The following is a 19,697-nucleotide window of genomic DNA, read 5'->3' as shown; positions in this document are numbered from 1 at the left end:
CTTTCTGCCTCAACCCTTCTTCGATGCGATCCAGCGATCGATCTTGGCTTCGAGCACCGTCATCGGCAGCGCCCCCGTGCTCAAAACCTGCTCGTGGAATTCGCGAATGTCGAAGCGGTCGCCCAACGCCTTTTCGGCCCGCGCCCGAAGTTCGCTGAACTTCAACTGGCCGATCTTGTAGGCGAGCGCCTGGCCCGGCCATGCGGCGTAACGTTCGACTTCGCTCGTCGCGTCGGTGCGCCCCTGCGCGCTATTGTCGAGCATGTACTGAATGCTCTGATCGCGGGTCCAGCCCTTGGCGTGGATGCCGGTGTCGACGACAAGGCGCATCGCGCGCAGCATCTCGTCGTTGAGGCCGCCAAAGCGCTGATAGGGATCGGTTTCCATGCCGAGCTCCTTCCACAGCGTCTCGGCATAAAGCGCCCAGCCTTCGACGAAGGCGGTATTGCCCCCAAAGCGCATGAAGGCGGGGAGCGCCTCATTTTCCTGGGCGAGGCTGATCTGGAAATGGTGCCCCGGCGCGCCTTCGTGGAGGTAGAGCGTCTCCATGCCTGGCGTCGATCGCGACGGGAGGTCGTAGGTGTTGAAATAGAAGATGCCCGGACGGCTGCCGTCCGGCGCGCCCTGCGTATAAGAGCCGCCTGACGCATTCTTCTCGCGATAGGGTTCGACGGGGCGGATTTCGAGCGGGGTCTTGGGGAGGACGGCGAAGAGAGTGCGGATCCGCTCATCCACCTTTTTGCCGATCGCCTGATAACCTTCGACCAGCGCCTCGGCCGAAGCCGGCTGGAATTGCTTATCGGTCCGGATGAAGTCGAAAAATTCCTTCAGCGTGCCCTTGAAGCCGACTTTCGTCTTGATCGCTTCCATCTCGCTCTTGATCCGCGCGACTTCGCGCAGGCCAAGCTGGTGCACCTCTGCCGGGTCGAGCGGCAGGGTGGTGAGCTGTTCGATCTGGCTGCGATAGACGATATCGCCGCCCTTCATGTGGGAAAGGCCGAGGCCGTCATGCGCGACGGGGAGATAGTCGTTCCTCAGATAATCGCGCAGGCGGGTATAGGCCGGAATGATCCCGTCTCGGATGGTCGCCGCATATTCGGCCTTGAGGCGGGCTTGGTCGGCCGCGCTGATGCCTTCCGGGAAGCTCTTCACCGGGCCGTAGAAGGTCGACCCCTCCACGCCTTGCGCGATCTGCGTGTCGAGCTGGCCGATCACATTCTCGATGGTGAGCTTCGACTGGACGACGCCGCTCTTCTGCCCTTGCTTGAAGCGGGTGATAGCGGCGTCGAGATAGGCGATGTAGCCCTTGTGACGCTTAAGGTTGTTCTCATAGTCGGCGACCGTCTTGAACGGCGCCACGCTCTGGCCGGACGCGAGCGTCGGATATTGGACGTGGATGCCGGTGAAATGATCAATCGGCCGGACGATGTTGAGCGCCACGAGCTGCGGATCGAAACTGCGGATCGTCCGATCGGTATCGGCCTTGAACACATCATAGGCGACCTGATCGGTGGCGTTGAGTTTCGCGCGGTCGATCGCGTCGAGCGCGGCAATGTCGGCGCGCGCGGCATCGGCCTCGCCCTTCAGATAGGCGTCGCTCAGATAGTCGCCGAACTGGTCGGCATAGCGCATGTCGCCCCGGAAAAGGGCGCTGAGCGGATTGCGCTTGAGGTTCGCCTCATCGCTCGCGTGGAAGAGCGCGCGGAGCTTCTCGCCCTCGCTCTGGATGGCGGCAGCGGCGGGCGTGGCATTCTGAGCCGCCGCCGGGATGGCCGGTACGAGCATCGAGGATGCGGCGAGGAGAGCAAGGAGGGTCTTTTTCATGGGCGTAACGTCCCTTGGCAGGAAATGAGGGGCAAGCGGATCAGCGTTTCGCGGCAAAGGCCATGGGGTCGGCATTGGAATAGCCCCACGGGCGCTCGCGATACCATTTGGTGATCACATATTTAACGCCCCCAAGCACCGGCGTTCCGGTGTGGAGCGAATAGCTATTGGGATAGCCTGCCAAGGTCAGATTATTCCAGGCGAGGAGGTTGCCGGTCTTGGGCGTGATCTTGACGCCCGCTTCCGGAAAGGCGGTGTGGCCGCCCTCTTCAGGTTCGTTCAAGAACATCATTACCGTCCAGGTGCGCTGGCCGCCGGTCCGCTCTTGCTCCGGCCAATAAGGCTGGTCGGTGTAGAAGAAATCGTGATGCGGCTTGAACTGCTGGCCGACCGAGTAACGCTGGCCCTGGATCGTTTCGCCGTGGCTGCGGTCGATGGGCATCAGGTTCGCGATCTTGTCCTCGATCTGCTTGATGAAGGGATCGAAGGGATTGACGTTGCAGCTCTCGCTCGTCCGGTAGTCAGGATCCATGTCCGGCCCCAAAACCCCCGATGGCTGGCGGTTGGAATCGATAATTTCGATGAGCTTGTCGCATTCGTCCTGCGTCAGAAAATTGCGCGCCACGAACAGGTCGAGCTGCGGCGAGGGGACTTTGACGACATTGGGAGTATTCGAGAGCCGCTCGCGAACGATCCGGCCGATTTCCGCCTTGTACATGGACGCCTTTTCACTTGGCTGATGAAGTTCGTCCCGCACATTTGCCGCAGCCAGGGCCGTTGACAAGGAAAAAGCCCGGACATCCGCGGATGCCCGAGCTTTTCGTCCCGCTCCCGCTGGTCTTCCTTACCAGAAGAAGTCGTAGATCACGTCGATCACTTCGCCCGAATACATGTCGACGAGAAGGACGTCGTCATAATAGCGGACCCAGCGCGTCCCCGCATAAGCGGGCGGCAGGCGATATTGCCAGGGATCGTTGATCCAGTAGCGCGAGCCGTAGAAAGGCTGGCCAAGGAAGAAACCGATCGAGAAGCGGCTGTAATTATGCCGGTAGGGCGCATAATAGCGGCCGACCCGGTAGGCGTTGCGGTTGCTGTAGCGATAACGCTGCCAGTCGTAGCGGCGATCGTTCCGCCAGGACCGCGACCAATCGCGCACGTCCCGCCGGTCGGAACGGCGCTCCCAGCGATCATTGCCGCGCCGGTCATTGCCGCTGCCGATCCGCACGCCGTCGCGGCGATTGCCGTTGCGTGCGTCATGGCGGCCATCCCGATCCCCGTTCCGGTCACGGTCGCGGCCCCAGTTCCGGTCGCGATTGCCCTCGACCCGGGCGGGATTGTCGCGTCCGATCCGGACAGGCGCCTGTTCGGCCCTTGCCGTCGGCGTAGTGCCGATCCGTTGCCCGCCGATCCGGCGCGGCTGCTGAGGCTGGCTGGCTCGCTCCTGCTGACGCGCCGCGCGTTGTTCCTGGCGCTGCTCCTGCCGCTCGGCTTGCGGCTTTCTGTGGCCGATTCGTTGCTGCGCCTCGGCGGCGGCGGGCGCGACAGTCGACACTGCGGTCGCCGCCATCAAAACTGCCATCAATGCCTTTCGCATCCTATTACTCCTTACAGGCCAAAGACATAGTCGCCTCGGCATGGACGAGTTGTGCGCCTTGACGGATGAGCCGTTGCTGAACCGGCCCGCAAGCGGATTGAAAGGATTTAGCGGCTGCTGTCCTGCGGCGGGACACGCAAGGCAGGCACGGTCCGCGCGGCCTCACCGGGCGCGACGCCGGGCGGAGGTGCGGCATCCGATTCCTCCCGTCCGGCCCGGATCTGCGCGGCGCGGCGGACGGCTTGCCGCACCCGCGGATAGGTGCCGCACGGGCAGAGGTTGGTGATCGCCGCGTCAATCTCCGCATCGCTCGGATTAGGGTTGGCGTCGACGAGCGCGGTCACGGCCATGATGAAGCCTGGGGTGCAATAGCCGCATTGCACGGCCCATTGCGCGGCAAAGGCCTGTTGTACCGGATGGGACCGGTCGCGCGACAGCCCTTCGATCGTCGTGACGAAGCTGCCCTCCGCCTGAGCGATACTGATTCGGCAGGATGGCATGGCCTGTCCGTCGACCAGCACGGTGCAGGCACCGCATTCGCCCGTGCCGCAACCATATTTGGTGCCGGTGAGATTGGATGCGTCGCGCAGGGCCCACAAGAGGGGCGTGTCCGGATCCATGCGATAGTGGACGGGCTGGCCATTGACGGTGAAGCGGGTCATGTGCGGCCCTGCATAAGGCACTCGCTGCCCCGCTCAAAGGCTTTCCGGCTTGAAAGTATGGGGCTTCGCTGGTATCGGCCCCCGCGACGGCGCTGCCCTGACAGGTGGCGACGAACGATTCTCTATTGAATTTGGTTTGGCTTGGGGCGGACCTTTTGAACGGTTTCGCTTCTGGCCTTTTGATCGGAAAGAGTGACGGCACATATGCAAATCATCGTTCGCGACAACAATGTTGATCAAGCGCTTCGCGCCCTGAAGAAGAAGCTCCAGCGCGAAGGCGTTTACCGCGAGATGAAGCTGCGCCGCCACTATGAAAAGCCGTCGGAAAAGCGCGCCCGTGAACGCGCCGCCGCCGTGCGCCGCGCCCGCAAGCTCGAGCGCAAGCGGATGGAGCGCGACGGCGTCCGCTAAGCGGCGCTTCTCACGCTTAAGTGATTCGGCGGGCTCGGTGCCCGCCCGTTTCAACCCTCTCCAGGATCATCACCATGTCCGTCACGGCCGTTCCGATTCGTCCCTTGAAGAAGGGCTCCGTCGCCAGGCTTTGGACGGGCATTGCGATCCTTTGCGCCGCCGGTGCCGGCCTCGCATATGCGGGGACTGAGGGGATGCGCGCGGCCGATCCCGCGAGCTTCCTCGCCGCCAATGCCAAGGAAGACGGTGTCGTCACCACCGCTTCCGGGCTTCAGTATAAAGTGCTGGCACAGGGCGCCGGGCCCCGTCCGACGCAGGCGGACGTGGTCGCTGTCGATTATGAAGGCCGTCTGTCGGACGGCACGATGTTCGAAAGCACGGCGGGCCAGGGTCCAGCGACTTTCCCGGTCATGGGCGTCGTCCCCGGCTTTGCCGAAGCGGTGCAGCTTATGCAGCGCGGCACCAAGATGCGCGTCTGGCTTTCGCCCGAACTGGCTTATGGCCCGGATGAGCGCCGCGACCCTCAAACCGGCAAGGTCGTCATTCCCGCGAACAGCGTCCTCGTTTTCGACCTGACGCTCCGCGATTTCCAGCCGGTTCCACCTGAACAGCTTCAGCAGCTCCAGATGATGCAGCAATTGCAGGCGCAGATGGAAGCGCAGCAGGGCCAGGCGAAGTAGTAAGCGCCGTCGTCATACCGGCGAAAGCCGGTATCTCAGGACAGATAAAGCGCGTTCTCGTTACGAGACCCCGGCTTTCGCCGGGGTGACGATCTGATCTCCCAAGCTCAGGACTAGCGGGTGAGGCGGAAGAAGCTGACAATTTTGAGGGCTTCGCACGCTCATACTGTCAGTTTTGACAGTTTCCGCGCTCTTTCCAGCACCCGTTGTCGCAGGCAGGATTTCAACAGGAAGAAAGAGCCGCGAGCGGCTTATCACAGGTACAATGCTGTAGGGAAATGCCCGGAAATTCCGGCCAATCCGGTCAGGGTTCGGCCGTTCCCGTGGCAAGCCCGTTATCTTCCTTCGACTTCTGTTCGAGCGCGGCTTTGATCATCGCGACGATCGGGTCGGCGAGCGCCAGGCCCATGATGCCCAGCAACGCGCCGAACAGGAGCTGCGCGCCGAGAACGAGGGCGGGGGCGAGGTCCACCGTCTTGCGCGCCACGTAGGGTACGATCAGATAGCCATCGACAACCTGCACCACGACATAGACGCCGATCGCCCACAGGCCAGCTTCGAAGCTGACCGAGAAACCGACGAGCACGATCAGCACGCCGGAAATGATCGCGCCGATATTGGGCAGGAAGGCGAGGATGCCGGTGATAATGCCGAGGATGGCGGCCATCGGCACCCCGCCCACCAGCAGTAGCAGCCAGGTGCCGACGCCTTCCACCGCCATGCCGAGCAGGCGCCCGGCCATCAGACGGCGGAGCGTGAAAGCCATGTGGCCGGTGGTGCGATAAAATTGCTCGCGGCGGCGCATGGGGAGCATCCAGCCGATGCCGCGCTCGTAGATGCGCGGCTCGACCGCGACGAAGATGCCGATGATGAAGATCATGAACAGGCTGGTGATCGCGCCCAATGCACTCGACACGGCGGTCGTCAGCCGTCCCAGCGAGCCCATGATCTGCTGGCTGAAATCCGCGACCTGGATGCCGCCCTCGAACAGGCCGAAGGAGCTGAGCCAATCGAGCCCGCGCTGCAATTGCGCCTCGACCACGGTGCGGAAAGTTTCAGCCTGCTGCGCGATCTGGATGCCCGCGACCGCAAAGGTGCCGAAGAGGAAGGCGAGGGATGCCAGAACGATGATGAGCAGCCGCCAGCCGCGCCCGATCGGGAGTACCCGGCCGAGCAGGCGCGCGCCGCCGTCGAGCATCGAGGCGAAGACCAGGCCCGCGACGATGAGCAGCAAGGGCTGGGCAAGGAAGATGACGAGCGCGATGGCGAGCGCGACGCTGAACCAGACCCCGGCTTTCTTCAGCTCGTCGCGGATCAGCGGATCGCGAAGTTCGGCAGGGCCGGGTTTCTCGACATGCATGCCCTGCGCTTCGCTCATTCCATTCCCCCTTATGGCCGATCGGGATGCAGGCTATCTCCGGCGCGGCCGCCCCGCAAGGCGGTGAACCAGCTGATCGGGTTCCAGATTTGCGACGTGCCATCCAGCGAGAAGGTCACGAATTCCGCGCGTCCGCCGATATTCTCCCACGGCACTGGCCCGCCAAGGCCGCCCATCTTCGTCGAGAAACGGCTGTCGGAGCTGTTGTCGCGATTGTCGCCCATCAGGAAGAGATGGTTTTCGGGCACGGTCAGCGCCGCGAAATCGTCGGCCTCGGTATAGCCGCGGTCGATCGTGTCGAAAGTCGCGCCGCCCGGCAGCGTTTCGCGCACCACCGGCAGGCGGCAGTAAAGCTGGCCGTTCGGCCCCGGCGCGCGCGCGTCGGCGAAGCGATCGGGCAGGCAAGGGACATTTTCGTCGACCGGGATCATCGTGTCGGGGCGCTTCTCCCGCTTCACCGGCTCGCCGTTGATGAAGAGTTGGCCCTGGATCATTTCCAGTGTGTCGCCGGGAAGACCGATAACGCGTTTGATATAATCGGCCTTGGCGCCCGGCGGCGTTACGATCACCACGTCGCCGCGTTCGGGCAACGATCCGAAGATGCGGCCTTTTGTCTCCGGAAAAACGTGGAAGGACGGCGACACCCAGGACCAGCCATAGGGGTATTTGCTGACCACCAGCCGGTCACCCTTCAGGAGGAGGGGCATCATCGATTCGGAGGGAATGTAGAAAGGCTTGGCGACGAAGCTGTGAAAGCCGAGCACGGCGAGCGCGAGCCAGAAGATGCCCTTCGCCTCATCCCACCAGCTCGTTTTCTTCGCTGCCTTGCCGTCCGTCGCTTCGGCGGGCTGGCTCGTCTCGTTCACCCTTCGCTCCTCAAACCCAATGGGACCGCCTCGATAATCACGAACGCCTGGGCGAAGGGATGATCGTCGGTCATCGTCAAATGCACTTCCGCCGCGTGGCCTTCGGGGGTCATGGCGTCAAGCCTTTCCCGCGCGCCGCCCGTCAACTTGAGCGTCGGCGCCCCCGAAGCCTTATTGACCACGCCTATATCCTTCATGAACACGCCGCTCTTAAAGCCGGTGCCGACAGCCTTTGAAAAGGCCTCCTTGGCCGCGAAGCGCTTGGCATAAGTGCCGGCGCGCGTGAACGGGCGGCGTTCGGCCTTGGCGCGCTCGACATCGGTGAAGACGCGGTTGGTGAACCTGTCGCCGAACCGATCGAGCGAATGCTGGATCCGTTCGATATTGCAGAGGTCGGAGCCGATGCCGATGATCACCTCCGCGCTCTCCCGTTCGCTTCGAGCGTAGTCGAGAAGCGTCCGCACCGATGAGCGTGTCTCGACTTCGCTCGACACGAACGGATTGTGGATAGAGAACTCAACCCCGTGCCTCATCCATCAGGGCGCGCATCTGGCGGATACTGGAATGAAGGCCGGTGAAGATCGCCTCGCCGATCAGGAAGTGCCCGATATTAAGCTCGGCGAGCTGCGGGATGGCGGCCACCGGCACGACATTGTCGTAGGTAAGGCCATGGCCCGCATGGGGTTCGATCCCATTCTTCCAGGCAAGGGCGGCGGCATCGGCGAGGCGGCGGAGTTCGACCGCTTGGGATTCGCCGCTCAGATGGGCGTAGCGGCCCGTGTGGAATTCGACCACTGGCGCCTTGAGGCGAATCGCGGCGTCGATCTGCTTGGCATCGGGCTCGATGAACAGGCTGACGCGGATGCCCGCCTCCGTGAGTCGCGCGACGAAGGGGGCAAGAACGTCGAACTGCCCGGCAGCGTCGAGGCCGCCCTCGGTCGTCCGCTCTTCCCTTTTTTCGGGTACGATGCAGGCGGCGTGAGGCAAGTGGCGAATGGCAATCGCCAGCATTTCTTCCGTGGCCGCCATTTCAAGGTTGAGCGGTATGGCGAGCTGATCCTTCAGCCGCGCAATATCATCGTCAGTGATATGGCGCCGGTCTTCGCGCAGGTGTGCCGTGATGCCGTCCGCCCCCGCCGCCGCCGCATCGAAGGCCGCGCGCACCGGATCGGGATGCTCGCCGCCGCGCGCGTTGCGGATTGTCGCAACGTGATCGATATTGACGCCAAGGCGCAGGAAGCCACTCACGCCTTGCGGCTGCCCGGTTTTTCGGCGGGAATGGCGGCGAGTTCGGGCGGAAGCGCGTCTGCTTCATATGGGGGCACGTCGAGCCGGAGGAGCGGGAAAAAGGGGACGCCGAGATCGGCGGTGCCGTTCGAGCGGTCGACGAGCGAGGCCGCGGCAATTACTTCGCCGCCCGCTTCCGCAATGGCCTTGATCGCCTCGCGGGAAGAAAGGCCGGTTGTGACCACATCTTCCACGAGCAGCACCTTCTGGCCCGGCGCTAGGCGGAAGCCGCGGCGCAATTCGAATGTACCGGAGGGGCGTTCGACGAACATCGCCTCAAGGCCAAGCGCGCGCGCCAGTTCATGTCCCGCGATGATGCCACCCATTGCGGGCGACACGACGGCCTCGATCCGGCTGCGAATCTCGAGCGGGATCAGTCTCGACAAAGCGGATGCGAGGCGGGCGCCGCGTGCGGGGTCCATCAGGACGCGGGCGCATTGCAGATAGCGGGAACTATGGAGGCCGGACGAAAGGATGAAATGGCCTTCGAGCAGGGCGTCGGCGGCGCGGAATTCCGCCAGAATTTCGTCTTCGCTCATCGTTATTGCCCGCTCCCTTATCTGCTGTCAGCCAGATAGGCGGTCGCCGCTTCACCATCAAGCATAAGGGAAAAAGTTCCTGCCCGCTTGAGGCGCGCGGCATCGCTGCTATAAGGCGCCCGCAATGCCATTAGGCCGAAGTCGCCCGCGTCTCGATGAGAAGCGGTTCCAAGGGGTTCAGATGAAGACTTTGCTGAAAGTGATCGCCATTGCCGCCGCGTTCGGCCTCGCGCCGTCCGCTGCCATGGCGCAGACCAACGAAGCCGCGCCGGCCGCGGCCACGGCGCTTCCCGCGCAGCCCGCCGATGCGTCCCAGCCGCCGCTTGCCAGCGGTGGCAAGGCGCCGTCCGACGCAACCGTCGCCGCGACCACGCAGGCTGCTGCCGCGCCGACGCCAACCGCGCCGGAGCCGGGAGTGGGTCAGCCGGACGGCCGCATGGGCCTCCAGGATCAGTTCACCCCGATCGGCGAAGAAGCGTCCTGGTTTCACAATGTGATTCTGATGCCGGTGATCGTCGTCATCTGTCTCTTCGTTCTGGCGTTGATGATCTACGTCATCATCCGCTTCCGCCGCAGCGCCAATCCGGTGCCGTCGCGCACGACGCACAATACGATGATCGAAGTGATCTGGACGCTCGTTCCGGTTCTCATCCTCGTCGTCATCGCGGTGCCGTCGATCAAGCTGCTGGCCCGCCAATATTCGCCGCCCGCCGCCGACCTCACGGTCAAGGTGACCGGCAACCAATGGTATTGGACCTATTCCTATCCGGACAATGGCGAGTTCGAACTCGTGTCGAACATGCTCTCGGACGAAGAAGCGGCGAAGCGCGGCGAACCCCGCCTGCTCGCGGTCGACGAGCGCATGGTGGTGCCCGCGGGCGCGACCGTGAAGCTGATCGTCACCTCGGCGGACGTCATCCACTCCTTTGCGATGCCCGCTTTCTGGAACAAGATCGACGCCGTTCCGGGTCGCCTCAACGAAACCTGGTTCAAGGTTGATCGTCCGGGCGTCTATTACGGCCAGTGTTCCGAACTGTGCGGCGCGCGTCACGCCTACATGCCGATCGTCGTCGAAGTCGTTAAGCCTGAGCAGTTCGCGGCCTGGGTCGCGTCGAAGGGCGGCACGATGCCGGGTGCTTCGGCGCCATCATCGCCGGATGCGACGCAGAACAGCCCGATCGCCAATCCCGCTGCCGCCGTGCCGACCGTTGGCGCAGGCGACGCGGATGCCACGACTCCGGCGCCGACCAATGTCGTCGAAGCCACCACCACCCCGCCCGTCTCGCGGCAGGGTGAAGCCGAATCCAAGCGCGGAAACTAAGACATGACCGATACCACCGCCAACGCCAGCATGTTTCAGGCCGATCGTGGCCATGACGCGCATCACGATGCGGACCACAAGCCGGGCTTTTTCGCCCGCTGGTTCATGTCGACCAACCACAAGGATATCGGCACGCTCTACCTGATCTTCGCGATCGTCGCGGGGATCATCGGCGGCGGTATTTCGGGTCTGATGCGCGCCGAGCTCGCCGAACCCGGCATCCAGTATCTTCAAGGATGGGCCTCGCTCGTTGCGGGCAAGGAAGCGACCTTCGACGAAGGCCTGCACCTGTGGAACGCTCTTATCAGCGCCCACGGCCTCATCATGGTCTTCTTCATGGTGATGCCCGCGATGATCGGCGGGTTTGGCAACTGGTTCGTTCCGATCATGATCGGCGCGCCGGACATGGCCTTCCCGCGCATGAACAACGTATCCTTCTGGCTGATCATCCCCGCCTTCCTTTTGCTTTTGGGGTCGGCCTTCGTGCCCGGCGGCACCGGCCTTGGCGCAGGCACCGGCTGGACCGTCTATGCGCCGCTCTCGACCTCCGGGTCGCCCGGGCCGGCCGTGGACATGGCGATCTTCGCCCTGCACATTGCGGGCGCTTCGTCGATCCTTGGCGCGATCAACTTCATCACCACCATCTTCAACATGCGCGCGCCGGGCATGACCCTGCACAAGATGCCGCTGTTCGTATGGTCGGTGCTGGTCACCGCTTTCCTGCTGCTGCTCGCACTCCCGGTTCTCGCCGGCGCGATCACGATGCTGCTCACCGACCGCAATTTCGGTACGGCCTTCTTCGACGCGTCGAAGGGCGGCGATCCGATCCTTTACCAGCACCTCTTCTGGTTCTTCGGCCACCCCGAAGTGTACATCATGATCCTGCCGGGCTTCGGCATCGTCAGCCAGATCATCGCGACGTTCAGCCGCAAGCCGGTCTTCGGCTATCTCGGCATGGCTTATGCCATGGTCGCGATCGGCGTCGTCGGTTTCATCGTGTGGGCGCACCACATGTTCACGATCGGCATGGACGTGAACACGAAGATGTACTTCACCGCCGCAACCATGGTGATCGCGGTGCCGACCGGCATCAAGATCTTCTCCTGGATCGCGACAATGTGGGGTGGCTCGCTCACCTTCAAGACACCGATGGTCTGGGCGCTGGGCTTCATCTTCATGTTCACCGTCGGCGGCGTTACGGGCGTCGTGCTCGCGAACGGCGGTGTCGATAACTACATGCACGACACTTATTATGTGGTCGCGCACTTCCACTATGTGCTCTCGCTCGGCGCCGTGTTTGGCCTGTTCGCGGGCTTCTATTACTGGTTCCCGAAAATGTCGGGTCGCATGTATAATGAAGTGCTCGGCCAGCTGCATTTCTGGGTGTTTTTCGCGGGCGTGAACATTCTGTTCTTCCCGATGCACTTCCTCGGCCTCGACGGCATGCCGCGCCGCTATCCGGACTATCCGGACGCCTTTGAAAAGTGGAACGCGCTGGCGACCCAAGGCTACATGATCATGGCGATCGGCATGGCGATCTTCTTCGTCAACGTCATCTGGTCGCTGATCGCGGGCAAAAAGGCGGACGGCAATCCGTGGGGCGAAGGCGCGACGACGCTTGAATGGACGCTGTCGAGCCCGCCGCCCTACCACCAGTTCGAAACCCTGCCGAAGATCGACTAAGGTAGAGCGAACGAAACAGCCGATACGGCGAAAAAGGGGGCATTCACCGGCACGGGGCCGGTGGGTGCCCTTCGCCGATCAGGCCCTTGGATGTATATGGCGAGCGTGACGATTAAAGCCGAAGCCCTCCCTGCCGACTGGCGCGATTTCGTGGCATTGACCAAGCCGCGCGTCATGACGCTCGTCGTGTTCACCGGGCTGTGCGGCTTGCTCGCGGCGCCGGTGACCATTCATCCGGTGCTCGGCTTCACCGCCATATTGTGTATCGCGCTCGGCGCGGGCGCGGCGGCTGCCCTCAATCAATGGTATGAAGCCGATCTCGACGCGCTGATGAAGCGCACCGCCGCGCGGCCTTTGCCGGCGGGGCGCATGGACAAACAATCCGCGCTTCACTTCGGCGTCGGACTTGGCGCTTTTTCCGTGCTGTTGATGGGCCTCGCGCTCAACTGGCTCGCCGCCGCGATCCTCGCCGCGTCGATCCTTTATTATGTGATCATTTACACGGTTTGGCTGAAGCGCCGCACGCCGCAGAATATCGTGATTGGCGGCGGCGCGGGCTCGTTCCCGCCCTTGATCGGCTGGGCAGCGGCAACCGGAAACGTTGCCGTGCTGCCCGTCCTCCTTTTCCTGCTCATCTTCCTGTGGACGCCACCGCATTTCTGGGCGCTCTCGCTCTTTGTGCGGACGGATTATGCGGCCGCCGGCGTGCCGATGCTGCCCGTGGTCGCGGGACCGAAGACGACGCGCAATCAGATCCTGCTCTACACGATCCCGATGGGCATTGCGGCGGTCCTGCCCTGGCCACTTGGCCTCTCCGGGCCGATCTATGGCATCGCCGCGGTCGCGCTCAGCCTCGTCTTCCTCTTCCTCGCCATTCGCGTTTATCGCAACGACGCGACCGAAGCGGCGGCGATGAGGCCCGAAAAGAAGCTGTTCGCGTTTTCCGTAATCTATCTCTTCGCCATATTCGGCGCACTGGTTCTCGACAGGTGGATGATATGACCCCTAACGATCCGATCGATCCTGAAATCCGCAAGCGGCAGAAAAGCCGCGCGCTCGTCATGGCGCTCGCGCTCGGCGCGTTCGTCCTTCTCCTTTACGGGATCAGCATCGCGAAAATGGCGCTGGCCTGATGACGACGCTCGCCCAGAAGAACGGCCGCACCGCCGCGATGGCCGCTCTCGCGGTTATCATGATGGTGGGCCTCGCTTTCGCCGCCGTGCCGCTCTACCGGGTCTTCTGCCAAGTGACCGGCTTTGGCGGCACGACGATGAAGGTGTCCGAAAGCGAGGTGCCTAAGCAGGCCTTGGGCAGAGTGCTGTCAATCCGCTTCGACAGCAACACCTCGTCCGCCCTTCCTTGGCAATTCCATGCCGAAAAGGCGACCGACAAGGCCGCGATCGGCGCGCGCAAAATGGCGTTCTTCGTGGCGAAGAATCTGTCCGACAAGCCGGTAACGGGGACGGCCACGTTCAACGTGACGCCGCTTCAGGCCGGGCAATATTTCAGCAAGGTCCAGTGTTTCTGCTTCACCGAACAGACGCTGCAGCCCGGGCAGGAAATGCGGATGCCGGTCGTCTATTTCGTCGATCCGAAGATCATGGACGATCCCGACGCGTCGAAAATCAGCGAAATCACGTTGAGCTATACATTTTACCCCGTGGACGACACGAAACCGCAAAGCTAGAGAAGCCCCAAACGCGTCCGGCTTCAGCCCGGCCGCAACAGGATTTAGAGGAACGTCACATGGCTGGAGCCAAGAATCACGATTTCCACATTCTGCCGCCGAGCATCTGGCCGCTCTTCTGCTCGCTATCCTCGTTCATCTTGTTCGGTGGGGCGGTCATGTGGATGCACGATCATCAGTTCGGCGCCTACACCTTCTTTGCCGGACTGATCGCCGTCATCTTCGGCATGGCAAGCTGGTGGGTGGAGGTGATCCGCGAATCGCATCAGGGCCATCATACGCCGGTCGTCCAGCTGCACCTGCGCTACGGCATGATCCTGTTCATCGCATCGGAAGTGATGTTCTTCGTCGCCTGGTTCTGGGCTTATTTCGACGCGGCCCTGTTCCCGTCGACGGCCGAAGCGATCGGCGGCGTCTGGCCGCCCGAAGGGATGGAACTGATCGATCCGTTCGGCTTCCCGCTTTTGAACACGCTCATCCTGCTCTGCTCGGGCACCACGATCACCTGGGCGCACCACGCGCTGATCCACGGCGACCGCGACGGCCTTAAAAAAGGCCTGTGGCTGACCATCGGCCTCGGCATCATCTTCAGCGCCATTCAGGCCTATGAATATGCCCACGCGCCGTTCGGCTTTGCGGACAATATCTATACGTCGGCCTTCTACATGGCGACCGGCTTCCACGGCTTCCACGTGCTCGTCGGCACGATCTTCCTGATCGTCTGCCTGATGCGCACCTATCAGGGCGATTTCACGCCGAAGCAGCATTTCGGCTTCGAAGCCGCCGCTTGGTATTGGCATTTCGTCGACGTCGTATGGCTCTTCCTGTTCCTGGCGATTTACGTCTGGGGCGGCTGGGGCGCCGAATACCACTGAGTTTCGGGTGAGGCCGGGCTGCAAATGGCGCCTTCCTCCGCTTCCGGTGCTCACCTACTGAAGTAGGCTGCGCTCCGGTTCTCGGAAGCCACCATTTTCGCTCCGGCCTGACTCGAACGGGCTATGCTCCGGCGCAGGGAGGATCGATGACTGACGAGACCTCTCCTTACGCCGCCGCAGCCAAAGGGCTTTGCCCGCGCTGTGGGGCCAAGACGATGTTTCAGGGGCTCGCCGCTTTCGCACCCGCTTGCCGGGCGTGCGGGCTCGATTTCGCGGCCTTCAACGTCGGCGACGGCCCGGCGGCCTTTCTCACCCTGATCGTCGGCGCGCTGATTACCGCACTGGCGCTTGGCATCGAGCTTGGCGTCGGTCTGCCGCTCTGGATTCACGTCATTCTCTGGTTTCCGATCACGATCATTGCGGTGATCTTCTCGCTGCGCTTCGCCAAGGGGCTGCTTCTGGCGCTCGAATATCGGAACAAGGCGCGGGAAGGACGCATTGCGGACGAATGAAGCGTCTTCCTCTCCTCCCGACCGTCATCGTCGGTGCCGCGATTGCGACGATGATCGGGCTCGGCATCTGGCAATTGCAGCGTGCCGATTGGAAGGAAGGACTCATTGCCCGTTATGAGGCGGCATCGGGATTGCCGCCCGTCGCCTGGCCCAGCGTCCCGCCTGCCGACGACGACCTCCTTTATCGCCGCGCGGAAGGCTTTTGCACCGAGGTGACGGGCTGGCGCGCCGTTGCCGGACACAATGCCAACGCACAAACCGGGTGGAGCCACATCGCGGCCTGCCGCACTGGCGCAGAAGGTCCGGGCATGCAGGTCGACATGGGCTGGTCCCGCGACGCCGCCGCGCCCGATTGGACGGGGGGCAGGGTCAGCGGCGTGATCGCACCCGACAGTGTCCACCGCATCCGCCTTGTGTCCATCGAAGCCGCGCCTGGCCTCGTGCCGAGCGCCGCGCCCGATCCGGGTGAAATGCCGAACAACCATCTGTCCTACGCAATCCAGTGGTTCCTGTTCGCCGGCATTGCGGGCGTGATCTATGGGCTCGCCCTGCGCCACCGGCAGAAGGGCCTTACCGCGCCGCCAGTGCCGCCCGCGACTGGCCGCTGAGCGGCTTGAGGTTGCCCCCTGTCGCCACAAGCCCTAAATCCGCGCCTCTGATGATGCAGCTCACCCTCCTTCCCAACGGCCTTCGCGTCGCCACCCGTGCGATGCCCGGCGTCGAAACCGCCGCTGTCGGCCTTTATGCCGATACCGGTTCCAGACACGAGGACGAGCGGGTGAACGGCCTTGCCCACCTCTTCGAGCATATGGTGTTCAAGGGCGCGGGCGATCGCTCCGCGCGCGAGATCAGCGAAGCGATTGAGGATGTGGGCGGTGATCTGAACGCGATGACCGACCGCGATTCGACGATCTTCACCGCGTCGGTCATGGCCGAGCATGTGCCGCTGGGCCTGGAGCTCATTTCCGACATGATCCTGCGCCCGCATTTTGCGGAGGTGGAATTGGCGCGCGAAAAGGATGTCGTGCTCCAGGAACTGGGTGAAGCGCGCGACACGCCGAACGATATCATCTTCGACGATCTCCAGTCCGCCGCCTTTGCCGATCAGCCGCTCGGTCGATCCGTGCTCGGCGAGGAAGACAGCATCGCGGCGATCACTGTGGACGATCTCCATCGCTGGCGAACGGGTCATTATCGCGCGGGGAGTCTCTCGCTCGTCGCGGCGGGCAAGGTCGATCACGACCGCTTCGTGGAGCTTGCCCATCATTATTTCGGCGCCCTTCCGGCGGGCGCGCTGGTGCAGCCCCAGCCTGCCACTTTCACCGGCGGTGATCGCGTGGGCCGCACCGCGTCCGATCAGGCCCATATCGCCTTGGGCTATGGCGGCCCCGCGCAACTGGCCGCGGACTATTATGCGGCGCGTTTCTTCTCCGATGTGGTCGGCGGCGGCATGTCGTCCCGCTTGTTCCAGCAGCTGCGCGAAGAGCGGGGGCTTGCGTACAGCGTCTACACGATGCTGCAGTCTTGGCGCGATGCGGGGCTCTTCTCGGTCTACGCCGCCACCGCCCGCAACCAGTCCGCCGCCGCTGCGCAACTGATCGAGGATGTGCTGGGTCAGGCGGCAGATACGGTGACGGAGCGTGAAGTGAACCGCGTCCGCACTCAGGCCAAAGCCGGACTCCTTATGTCGCTTGAATCAAGTTGGGGGCAGGCGAGCTACGTCGCGCGTATGCTCGCCCTTCACGGCCGTCTCGTCGATCCGGCGGAAATCGTCGCCGATCTCGAAGCCGTCACGGTCGATCAGGTGCGCGCGGCTGGCGCCCGGATGCTGTCCGGCCCGCGTGCCCGCGCCACGATCGGCTTTCCCGCGGTGAGGGCCGCGTGAAACTCGACGCTCTGATTTGCGAACCGTGGAGCCATTACGGCCTCATGGATTCAGGGCACGGCCGCAAGCTTGAACGCTATGGCCCGTATAGCTTCATTCGGCCCGAGCCGCAGGCCATGTGGGCGCCCGCACTCGACTCTTGGGACGCGGACGGCGAATTCGTTCCCGGCTCGGATGAGGAAGGCGGTGGGCGCTGGCAGTTCGAACGCGCGGTGCCGAAAGAAGGTTGGGACATGGCCTGGGAAGATGTGCGCTTCACCAGCCAGTGCACGCCGTTCCGCCACCTTGCCTTTTTTCCGGACATGGCCCCGCAATGGGCATGGATGCGCGAACGGCTGGGCGAGGGTAGCGAGGCGCTCAATCTCTTCGGCTATACCGGCGTCGGCACCCTTGCGATGTCGGCAACCGGCGCGCGCCTTACCCATGTCGATGCGTCGAAAAAGTCGGTGGAAGCAGGCAAGGACAATGCCCATCGCTCCGGCATGGCAGACCGGCCCATCCGCTGGATGGTCGACGATGCCGCCAAATTCACCGCCCGCGAAGTCCGGCGCGGCCGCCGTTATGACGGCATTATCCTCGACCCGCCAAAATATGGCCGTGGACCCGACGGCGAAATCTGGCGGCTGGAAGAGGGGCTTCCGGGCCTGATCGCCGATTGCCGCAAGCTGCTCGACGAAAACAGCCGCTTCCTCGTCCTCACCGTCTATGCCGTCCGCATGTCGGCGCTGGCGATCGGGGAATTGCTCAACCAAGCGCTCGGCGACCTTGGCGGCAGGATAGAATGCGGCGACATGGCCGTTCGCGAAGAAGCCCGCGGCCTCCTCCTCCCCACCGCCATCTTCGCCCGCTGGTCGCGGGATTAATCGCGCGCCGCGCGCATTGCTGCTCCCGTCACGAAGGGGGCGGCCGCAACGTAGAACAGGGCGACGGCGGCGAGCAGCTTCAGTGCGCCGCCCGCCTCGCCAGTGACGAACCCTGCGCTGAAGATCAACACCGGTATGGCAAGCGGAAGGGTGAGCAAACCGGCAAGCGCGCCGGTGCCGCGCAGCCCGAGGGTCAGGGCGCTGACGGCAAGCGTGAGGGCCGCAAGCGCGGGCGTACCGAGCAGCAACCCCAATTCCATCCTCCACAGCACGTCACCGGGCAGCTTCAGGAGCGCGGCGGCCGGTATGGCGGCGATCATGAGCGGAGGGCCAAAACTCAGCCAATGGCCGATCAGCTTGGCGAGCGCGATCGTTTCATCGCCAAGGCCACGGATCGCGAACTGATCGAATATGCCTGCCGCCCGGTCCGGTCCGAGCAAACGCTCAACGGGCAGCAACGCCGCGATCAGCGCTGCCATCCACAGCGCCCCACCCCCGGCGCGCGCGAGGAGGGGTCCGTCCGGACCGACAGCAAAGGGGAATAAGGTCGCGACCAGCAGGAAGAAGACGGGCGGCAGCCAGGCGCCTCCGCTCGCATAGGCCAGGCGCAGCTCGCGCAGGATCAGCGCCGTCATTGCCCGATCGTCCACGGAAAGGCGCCGGGCAAGGGCAAATCCTGGTGCGTCGCCACCAGAATGGCCCCGCCACGCGCGCGATGCGCCGCCATTGCCGCACCCAAGCGCTCAATTCCTTCGGCATCAAGGCCATTGGCCGGTTCGTCGAGTAACCACAAAGGCGCTCCGCTGGCGATCACGCGTGTGAGCGCGGCCCGCTTGCGCTGACCCGTCGACAATATGCGGACCGGCACGGCGGCAAGATGATCGATGCCCATCGCGCTCATCGCAGCGTTCGCATCGCCGCCGTCCATGCGCGCCCAGAAATCGAGCGCGGATCGAAGCGTAGCCTTAGGGTCGAGCGCATGATTGTCGTCCGCGAGCGCCGCGCCGGTTCGCCGGTCGATCTGCCCGCGCGCGGGCATGAGCAAGCCGGCGGCGAGGCGAAGCAGGCTCGACTTGCCAGCGCCATTGGGCCCGCGCACCACCGTCGCATCGCCCTCATAGAGCCGCAGGTTCACATTCTCGAACAATCGACGCCCGCCGCGTATGCACGCGACTTCCCACATGGCGAGGATCGGGAGCTTGATTTCGCTCATTCCGCCTCATGCTCGATGGCGTGCATGTCGGCGTCAGACAGGCCGAAATGGTGGCCGACCTCGTGAACGATGACGTGGGTGATGAGCGCTTCAAGGCTGACGCCCGTCTCCACCCATTCGTCGAGCAAGGGGCGGCGAAAGAGGTGGATCATCGGCGGCAGGTCGCCGGAAATGAAGGCGGATTGCTCGCCCATCGGCCGCCCGCTGTACAGACCGGTAAGCTCGAAGGGATCCTCGATCTCCATGTCGCGCAGCACGTCATCGTCGGCGAAATCCTCGATGCGCAGCACGACGTCGGCAAGATGCGACCGGAACGCTTCGGGCAGCCGCGCGATCGCCGCGTCCGCCAGTTGTTCGATTGCCGCCGCATCGGGCGCGAAAGTTTGACGCTCGCTCATCGGCACACGACATAGAGGC

Annotated in this window: 24 protein-coding genes; 12 read left to right on the top strand and 12 right to left on the bottom strand. The window is 63.6% G+C overall.

Features of this window, described 5'->3' with window-relative positions:
- Positions 1 to 9: 9 nt before the first annotated feature.
- The 4 genes from C7I56_RS09125 to C7I56_RS09110 form a co-directional block, all read right to left on the bottom strand.
- Positions 10 to 1,824 (bottom strand): DUF885 domain-containing protein, encoded by a 1,815-nt coding sequence (locus C7I56_RS09125; protein WP_106640314.1) that lies wholly within the window; start codon positions 1,822 to 1,824, stop codon positions 10 to 12.
- Positions 1,825 to 1,864: 40 nt separating this feature from the next.
- Positions 1,865 to 2,581 carry a prolyl hydroxylase family protein gene (locus tag C7I56_RS09120; RefSeq protein WP_245409657.1) on the bottom strand — a complete coding sequence of 239 codons (717 nt, stop codon included), beginning with the start codon at positions 2,579 to 2,581 and terminating at the stop codon, positions 1,865 to 1,867.
- Positions 2,582 to 2,668: 87 nt separating this feature from the next.
- A complete protein-coding gene (locus tag C7I56_RS09115; RefSeq protein ID WP_245409656.1) occupies positions 2,669 to 3,418 on the bottom strand; it encodes an RcnB family protein in 750 nt (249 codons plus the stop codon).
- 107 nt (positions 3,419 to 3,525) lie between these two features.
- Complete coding sequence (locus C7I56_RS09110) at positions 3,526 to 4,080, bottom strand: (2Fe-2S)-binding protein (protein ID WP_106640312.1); 555 nt, start codon at positions 4,078 to 4,080, stop codon at positions 3,526 to 3,528.
- Between the two features lie 204 nt (positions 4,081 to 4,284).
- Here C7I56_RS09110 and rpsU point away from each other — a divergent pair, with 204 nt between their 5' ends.
- Together rpsU and C7I56_RS09100 are read left to right on the top strand one after the other, a co-directional pair.
- Positions 4,285 to 4,491 (top strand): 30S ribosomal protein S21, encoded by a 207-nt coding sequence (rpsU, locus tag C7I56_RS09105; RefSeq protein WP_106640311.1) that lies wholly within the window; start codon positions 4,285 to 4,287, stop codon positions 4,489 to 4,491.
- 74 nt (positions 4,492 to 4,565) lie between these two features.
- Positions 4,566 to 5,171 carry an FKBP-type peptidyl-prolyl cis-trans isomerase gene (locus tag C7I56_RS09100; protein WP_106640310.1) on the top strand — a complete coding sequence of 202 codons (606 nt, stop codon included), beginning with the start codon at positions 4,566 to 4,568 and terminating at the stop codon, positions 5,169 to 5,171.
- Between the two features lie 304 nt (positions 5,172 to 5,475).
- Here C7I56_RS09100 and C7I56_RS09095 read toward each other — a convergent pair whose 3' ends face one another.
- The 5 genes from C7I56_RS09095 to pyrE all read right to left on the bottom strand — a co-directional run bounded on the left by C7I56_RS09095 (position 5,476) and on the right by pyrE (position 9,241).
- Positions 5,476 to 6,549 (bottom strand): AI-2E family transporter, encoded by a 1,074-nt coding sequence (locus C7I56_RS09095; RefSeq protein WP_106640309.1) that lies wholly within the window; start codon positions 6,547 to 6,549, stop codon positions 5,476 to 5,478.
- Between the two features lie 11 nt (positions 6,550 to 6,560).
- Complete coding sequence (gene lepB, locus C7I56_RS09090) at positions 6,561 to 7,415, bottom strand: signal peptidase I (protein WP_106640308.1); 855 nt, start codon at positions 7,413 to 7,415, stop codon at positions 6,561 to 6,563.
- Positions 7,412 to 7,831, bottom strand: a complete 420-nt coding sequence (gene acpS / locus C7I56_RS09085) for a holo-ACP synthase (protein ID WP_106640673.1) — start codon at positions 7,829 to 7,831, stop codon at positions 7,412 to 7,414. Before acpS ends, lepB begins: the two co-directional genes overlap by 4 nt.
- A 100-nt stretch (positions 7,832 to 7,931) precedes the next feature.
- Positions 7,932 to 8,663 (bottom strand): pyridoxine 5'-phosphate synthase, encoded by a 732-nt coding sequence (locus C7I56_RS09080; protein ID WP_106640307.1) that lies wholly within the window; start codon positions 8,661 to 8,663, stop codon positions 7,932 to 7,934.
- Positions 8,660 to 9,241 (bottom strand): orotate phosphoribosyltransferase, encoded by a 582-nt coding sequence (gene pyrE, locus C7I56_RS09075; RefSeq protein WP_106640306.1) that lies wholly within the window; start codon positions 9,239 to 9,241, stop codon positions 8,660 to 8,662. The genes C7I56_RS09080 and pyrE overlap by 4 nt, the downstream gene beginning before the upstream one ends.
- Before the next feature lie 181 nt (positions 9,242 to 9,422).
- Here pyrE and coxB point away from each other — a divergent pair, with 181 nt between their 5' ends.
- The 10 genes from coxB (at position 9,423) to C7I56_RS09030 (ending at position 18,067) form a co-directional block, all read left to right on the top strand.
- Positions 9,423 to 10,562, top strand: coding sequence for a cytochrome c oxidase subunit II (coxB, locus tag C7I56_RS09070; protein ID WP_106640305.1), 1,140 nt, complete (start codon positions 9,423 to 9,425; stop codon positions 10,560 to 10,562).
- 3 nt (positions 10,563 to 10,565) lie between these two features.
- A complete protein-coding gene (gene ctaD / locus C7I56_RS09065) occupies positions 10,566 to 12,245 on the top strand; it encodes a cytochrome c oxidase subunit I (protein WP_106640304.1) in 1,680 nt (559 codons plus the stop codon).
- Positions 12,246 to 12,341: 96 nt separating this feature from the next.
- The gene (locus tag C7I56_RS09060; protein WP_106640672.1) at positions 12,342 to 13,247 is read left to right on the top strand and encodes a heme o synthase; all 906 of its coding nucleotides are present in this window, start codon (positions 12,342 to 12,344) and stop codon (positions 13,245 to 13,247) included.
- A complete protein-coding gene (locus tag C7I56_RS12740; RefSeq protein WP_280951965.1) occupies positions 13,244 to 13,378 on the top strand; it encodes a hypothetical protein in 135 nt (44 codons plus the stop codon). Before C7I56_RS09060 ends, C7I56_RS12740 begins: the two co-directional genes overlap by 4 nt.
- Positions 13,378 to 13,932 carry a cytochrome c oxidase assembly protein gene (locus C7I56_RS09055; protein ID WP_106640303.1) on the top strand — a complete coding sequence of 185 codons (555 nt, stop codon included), beginning with the start codon at positions 13,378 to 13,380 and terminating at the stop codon, positions 13,930 to 13,932. Before C7I56_RS12740 ends, C7I56_RS09055 begins: the two co-directional genes overlap by 1 nt.
- A 59-nt stretch (positions 13,933 to 13,991) precedes the next feature.
- Positions 13,992 to 14,807, top strand: a complete 816-nt coding sequence (locus C7I56_RS09050) for a cytochrome c oxidase subunit 3 (protein WP_106640302.1) — start codon at positions 13,992 to 13,994, stop codon at positions 14,805 to 14,807.
- 146 nt (positions 14,808 to 14,953) lie between these two features.
- Positions 14,954 to 15,319 carry a DUF983 domain-containing protein gene (locus tag C7I56_RS09045; protein WP_106640301.1) on the top strand — a complete coding sequence of 122 codons (366 nt, stop codon included), beginning with the start codon at positions 14,954 to 14,956 and terminating at the stop codon, positions 15,317 to 15,319.
- Entirely contained in the window at positions 15,316 to 15,927 is a 612-nt protein-coding gene (locus C7I56_RS09040) for an SURF1 family protein (RefSeq protein WP_106640300.1), read from the top strand. The genes C7I56_RS09045 and C7I56_RS09040 overlap by 4 nt, the downstream gene beginning before the upstream one ends.
- Positions 15,928 to 15,977: 50 nt before the next feature.
- Positions 15,978 to 17,204 carry a M16 family metallopeptidase gene (locus C7I56_RS09035; protein ID WP_245409655.1) on the top strand — a complete coding sequence of 409 codons (1,227 nt, stop codon included), beginning with the start codon at positions 15,978 to 15,980 and terminating at the stop codon, positions 17,202 to 17,204.
- Entirely contained in the window at positions 17,201 to 18,067 is an 867-nt protein-coding gene (locus tag C7I56_RS09030; protein ID WP_106640299.1) for a class I SAM-dependent methyltransferase, read from the top strand. Before C7I56_RS09035 ends, C7I56_RS09030 begins: the two co-directional genes overlap by 4 nt.
- Here the strand turns inward: C7I56_RS09030 and C7I56_RS09025 are convergent.
- The 3 genes from C7I56_RS09025 to C7I56_RS09015 are packed head-to-tail and all read right to left on the bottom strand — an operon-like array spanning position 18,064 to position 19,678.
- Positions 18,064 to 18,702 (bottom strand): heme exporter protein CcmB, encoded by a 639-nt coding sequence (locus C7I56_RS09025; RefSeq protein WP_106640298.1) that lies wholly within the window; start codon positions 18,700 to 18,702, stop codon positions 18,064 to 18,066. The genes C7I56_RS09030 and C7I56_RS09025 overlap by 4 nt on opposite strands.
- The gene (gene ccmA, locus C7I56_RS09020) at positions 18,699 to 19,280 is read right to left on the bottom strand and encodes a heme ABC exporter ATP-binding protein CcmA (RefSeq protein WP_199792377.1); all 582 of its coding nucleotides are present in this window, start codon (positions 19,278 to 19,280) and stop codon (positions 18,699 to 18,701) included. The genes C7I56_RS09025 and ccmA overlap by 4 nt, the downstream gene beginning before the upstream one ends.
- The gene (locus tag C7I56_RS09015; protein ID WP_106640297.1) at positions 19,277 to 19,678 is read right to left on the bottom strand and encodes a metallopeptidase family protein; all 402 of its coding nucleotides are present in this window, start codon (positions 19,676 to 19,678) and stop codon (positions 19,277 to 19,279) included. Before C7I56_RS09015 ends, ccmA begins: the two co-directional genes overlap by 4 nt.
- Positions 19,679 to 19,697: the final 19 nt, after the last annotated feature.

Origin of the sequence: Allosphingosinicella vermicomposti (assembly GCF_003012815.1) — a bacterium.
Classification (GTDB): domain Bacteria; phylum Pseudomonadota; class Alphaproteobacteria; order Sphingomonadales; family Sphingomonadaceae; genus Allosphingosinicella; species Allosphingosinicella vermicomposti.
Note: the sequence above shows the minus strand (reverse complement) of the source record. Positions and strands in the feature narration are given on the sequence as shown.

What these genes read in the sequence shown, in the direction of transcription:
- C7I56_RS09125 (WP_106640314.1), bottom strand. Translation starts at nt 1,824, where the DNA reads ATGAAAAAGACCCTCCTTGCTCTCCTCGCCGCATCCTCGATGCTCGTA.
- C7I56_RS09115 (WP_245409656.1), bottom strand. Translation starts at nt 3,418, where the DNA reads ATGCGAAAGGCATTGATGGCAGTTTTGATGGCGGCGACCGCAGTGTCG.
- C7I56_RS09110 (WP_106640312.1), bottom strand. Translation starts at nt 4,080, where the DNA reads ATGACCCGCTTCACCGTCAATGGCCAGCCCGTCCACTATCGCATGGAT.
- rpsU (WP_106640311.1), top strand. Translation starts at nt 4,285, where the DNA reads ATGCAAATCATCGTTCGCGACAACAATGTTGATCAAGCGCTTCGCGCC.
- C7I56_RS09100 (WP_106640310.1), top strand. Translation starts at nt 4,566, where the DNA reads ATGTCCGTCACGGCCGTTCCGATTCGTCCCTTGAAGAAGGGCTCCGTC.
- C7I56_RS09095 (WP_106640309.1), bottom strand. Translation starts at nt 6,549, where the DNA reads ATGAGCGAAGCGCAGGGCATGCATGTCGAGAAACCCGGCCCTGCCGAA.
- pyrE (WP_106640306.1), bottom strand. Translation starts at nt 9,241, where the DNA reads ATGAGCGAAGACGAAATTCTGGCGGAATTCCGCGCCGCCGACGCCCTG.
- coxB (WP_106640305.1), top strand. Translation starts at nt 9,423, where the DNA reads ATGAAGACTTTGCTGAAAGTGATCGCCATTGCCGCCGCGTTCGGCCTC.
- ctaD (WP_106640304.1), top strand. Translation starts at nt 10,566, where the DNA reads ATGACCGATACCACCGCCAACGCCAGCATGTTTCAGGCCGATCGTGGC.
- C7I56_RS09060 (WP_106640672.1), top strand. Translation starts at nt 12,342, where the DNA reads ATGGCGAGCGTGACGATTAAAGCCGAAGCCCTCCCTGCCGACTGGCGC.
- C7I56_RS12740 (WP_280951965.1), top strand. Translation starts at nt 13,244, where the DNA reads ATGACCCCTAACGATCCGATCGATCCTGAAATCCGCAAGCGGCAGAAA.
- C7I56_RS09055 (WP_106640303.1), top strand. Translation starts at nt 13,378, where the DNA reads ATGACGACGCTCGCCCAGAAGAACGGCCGCACCGCCGCGATGGCCGCT.
- C7I56_RS09050 (WP_106640302.1), top strand. Translation starts at nt 13,992, where the DNA reads ATGGCTGGAGCCAAGAATCACGATTTCCACATTCTGCCGCCGAGCATC.
- C7I56_RS09045 (WP_106640301.1), top strand. Translation starts at nt 14,954, where the DNA reads ATGACTGACGAGACCTCTCCTTACGCCGCCGCAGCCAAAGGGCTTTGC.
- C7I56_RS09040 (WP_106640300.1), top strand. Translation starts at nt 15,316, where the DNA reads ATGAAGCGTCTTCCTCTCCTCCCGACCGTCATCGTCGGTGCCGCGATT.
- C7I56_RS09035 (WP_245409655.1), top strand. Translation starts at nt 15,978, where the DNA reads ATGATGCAGCTCACCCTCCTTCCCAACGGCCTTCGCGTCGCCACCCGT.
- C7I56_RS09025 (WP_106640298.1), bottom strand. Translation starts at nt 18,702, where the DNA reads ATGACGGCGCTGATCCTGCGCGAGCTGCGCCTGGCCTATGCGAGCGGA.
- ccmA (WP_199792377.1), bottom strand. Translation starts at nt 19,280, where the DNA reads ATGAGCGAAATCAAGCTCCCGATCCTCGCCATGTGGGAAGTCGCGTGC.
- C7I56_RS09015 (WP_106640297.1), bottom strand. Translation starts at nt 19,678, where the DNA reads ATGAGCGAGCGTCAAACTTTCGCGCCCGATGCGGCGGCAATCGAACAA.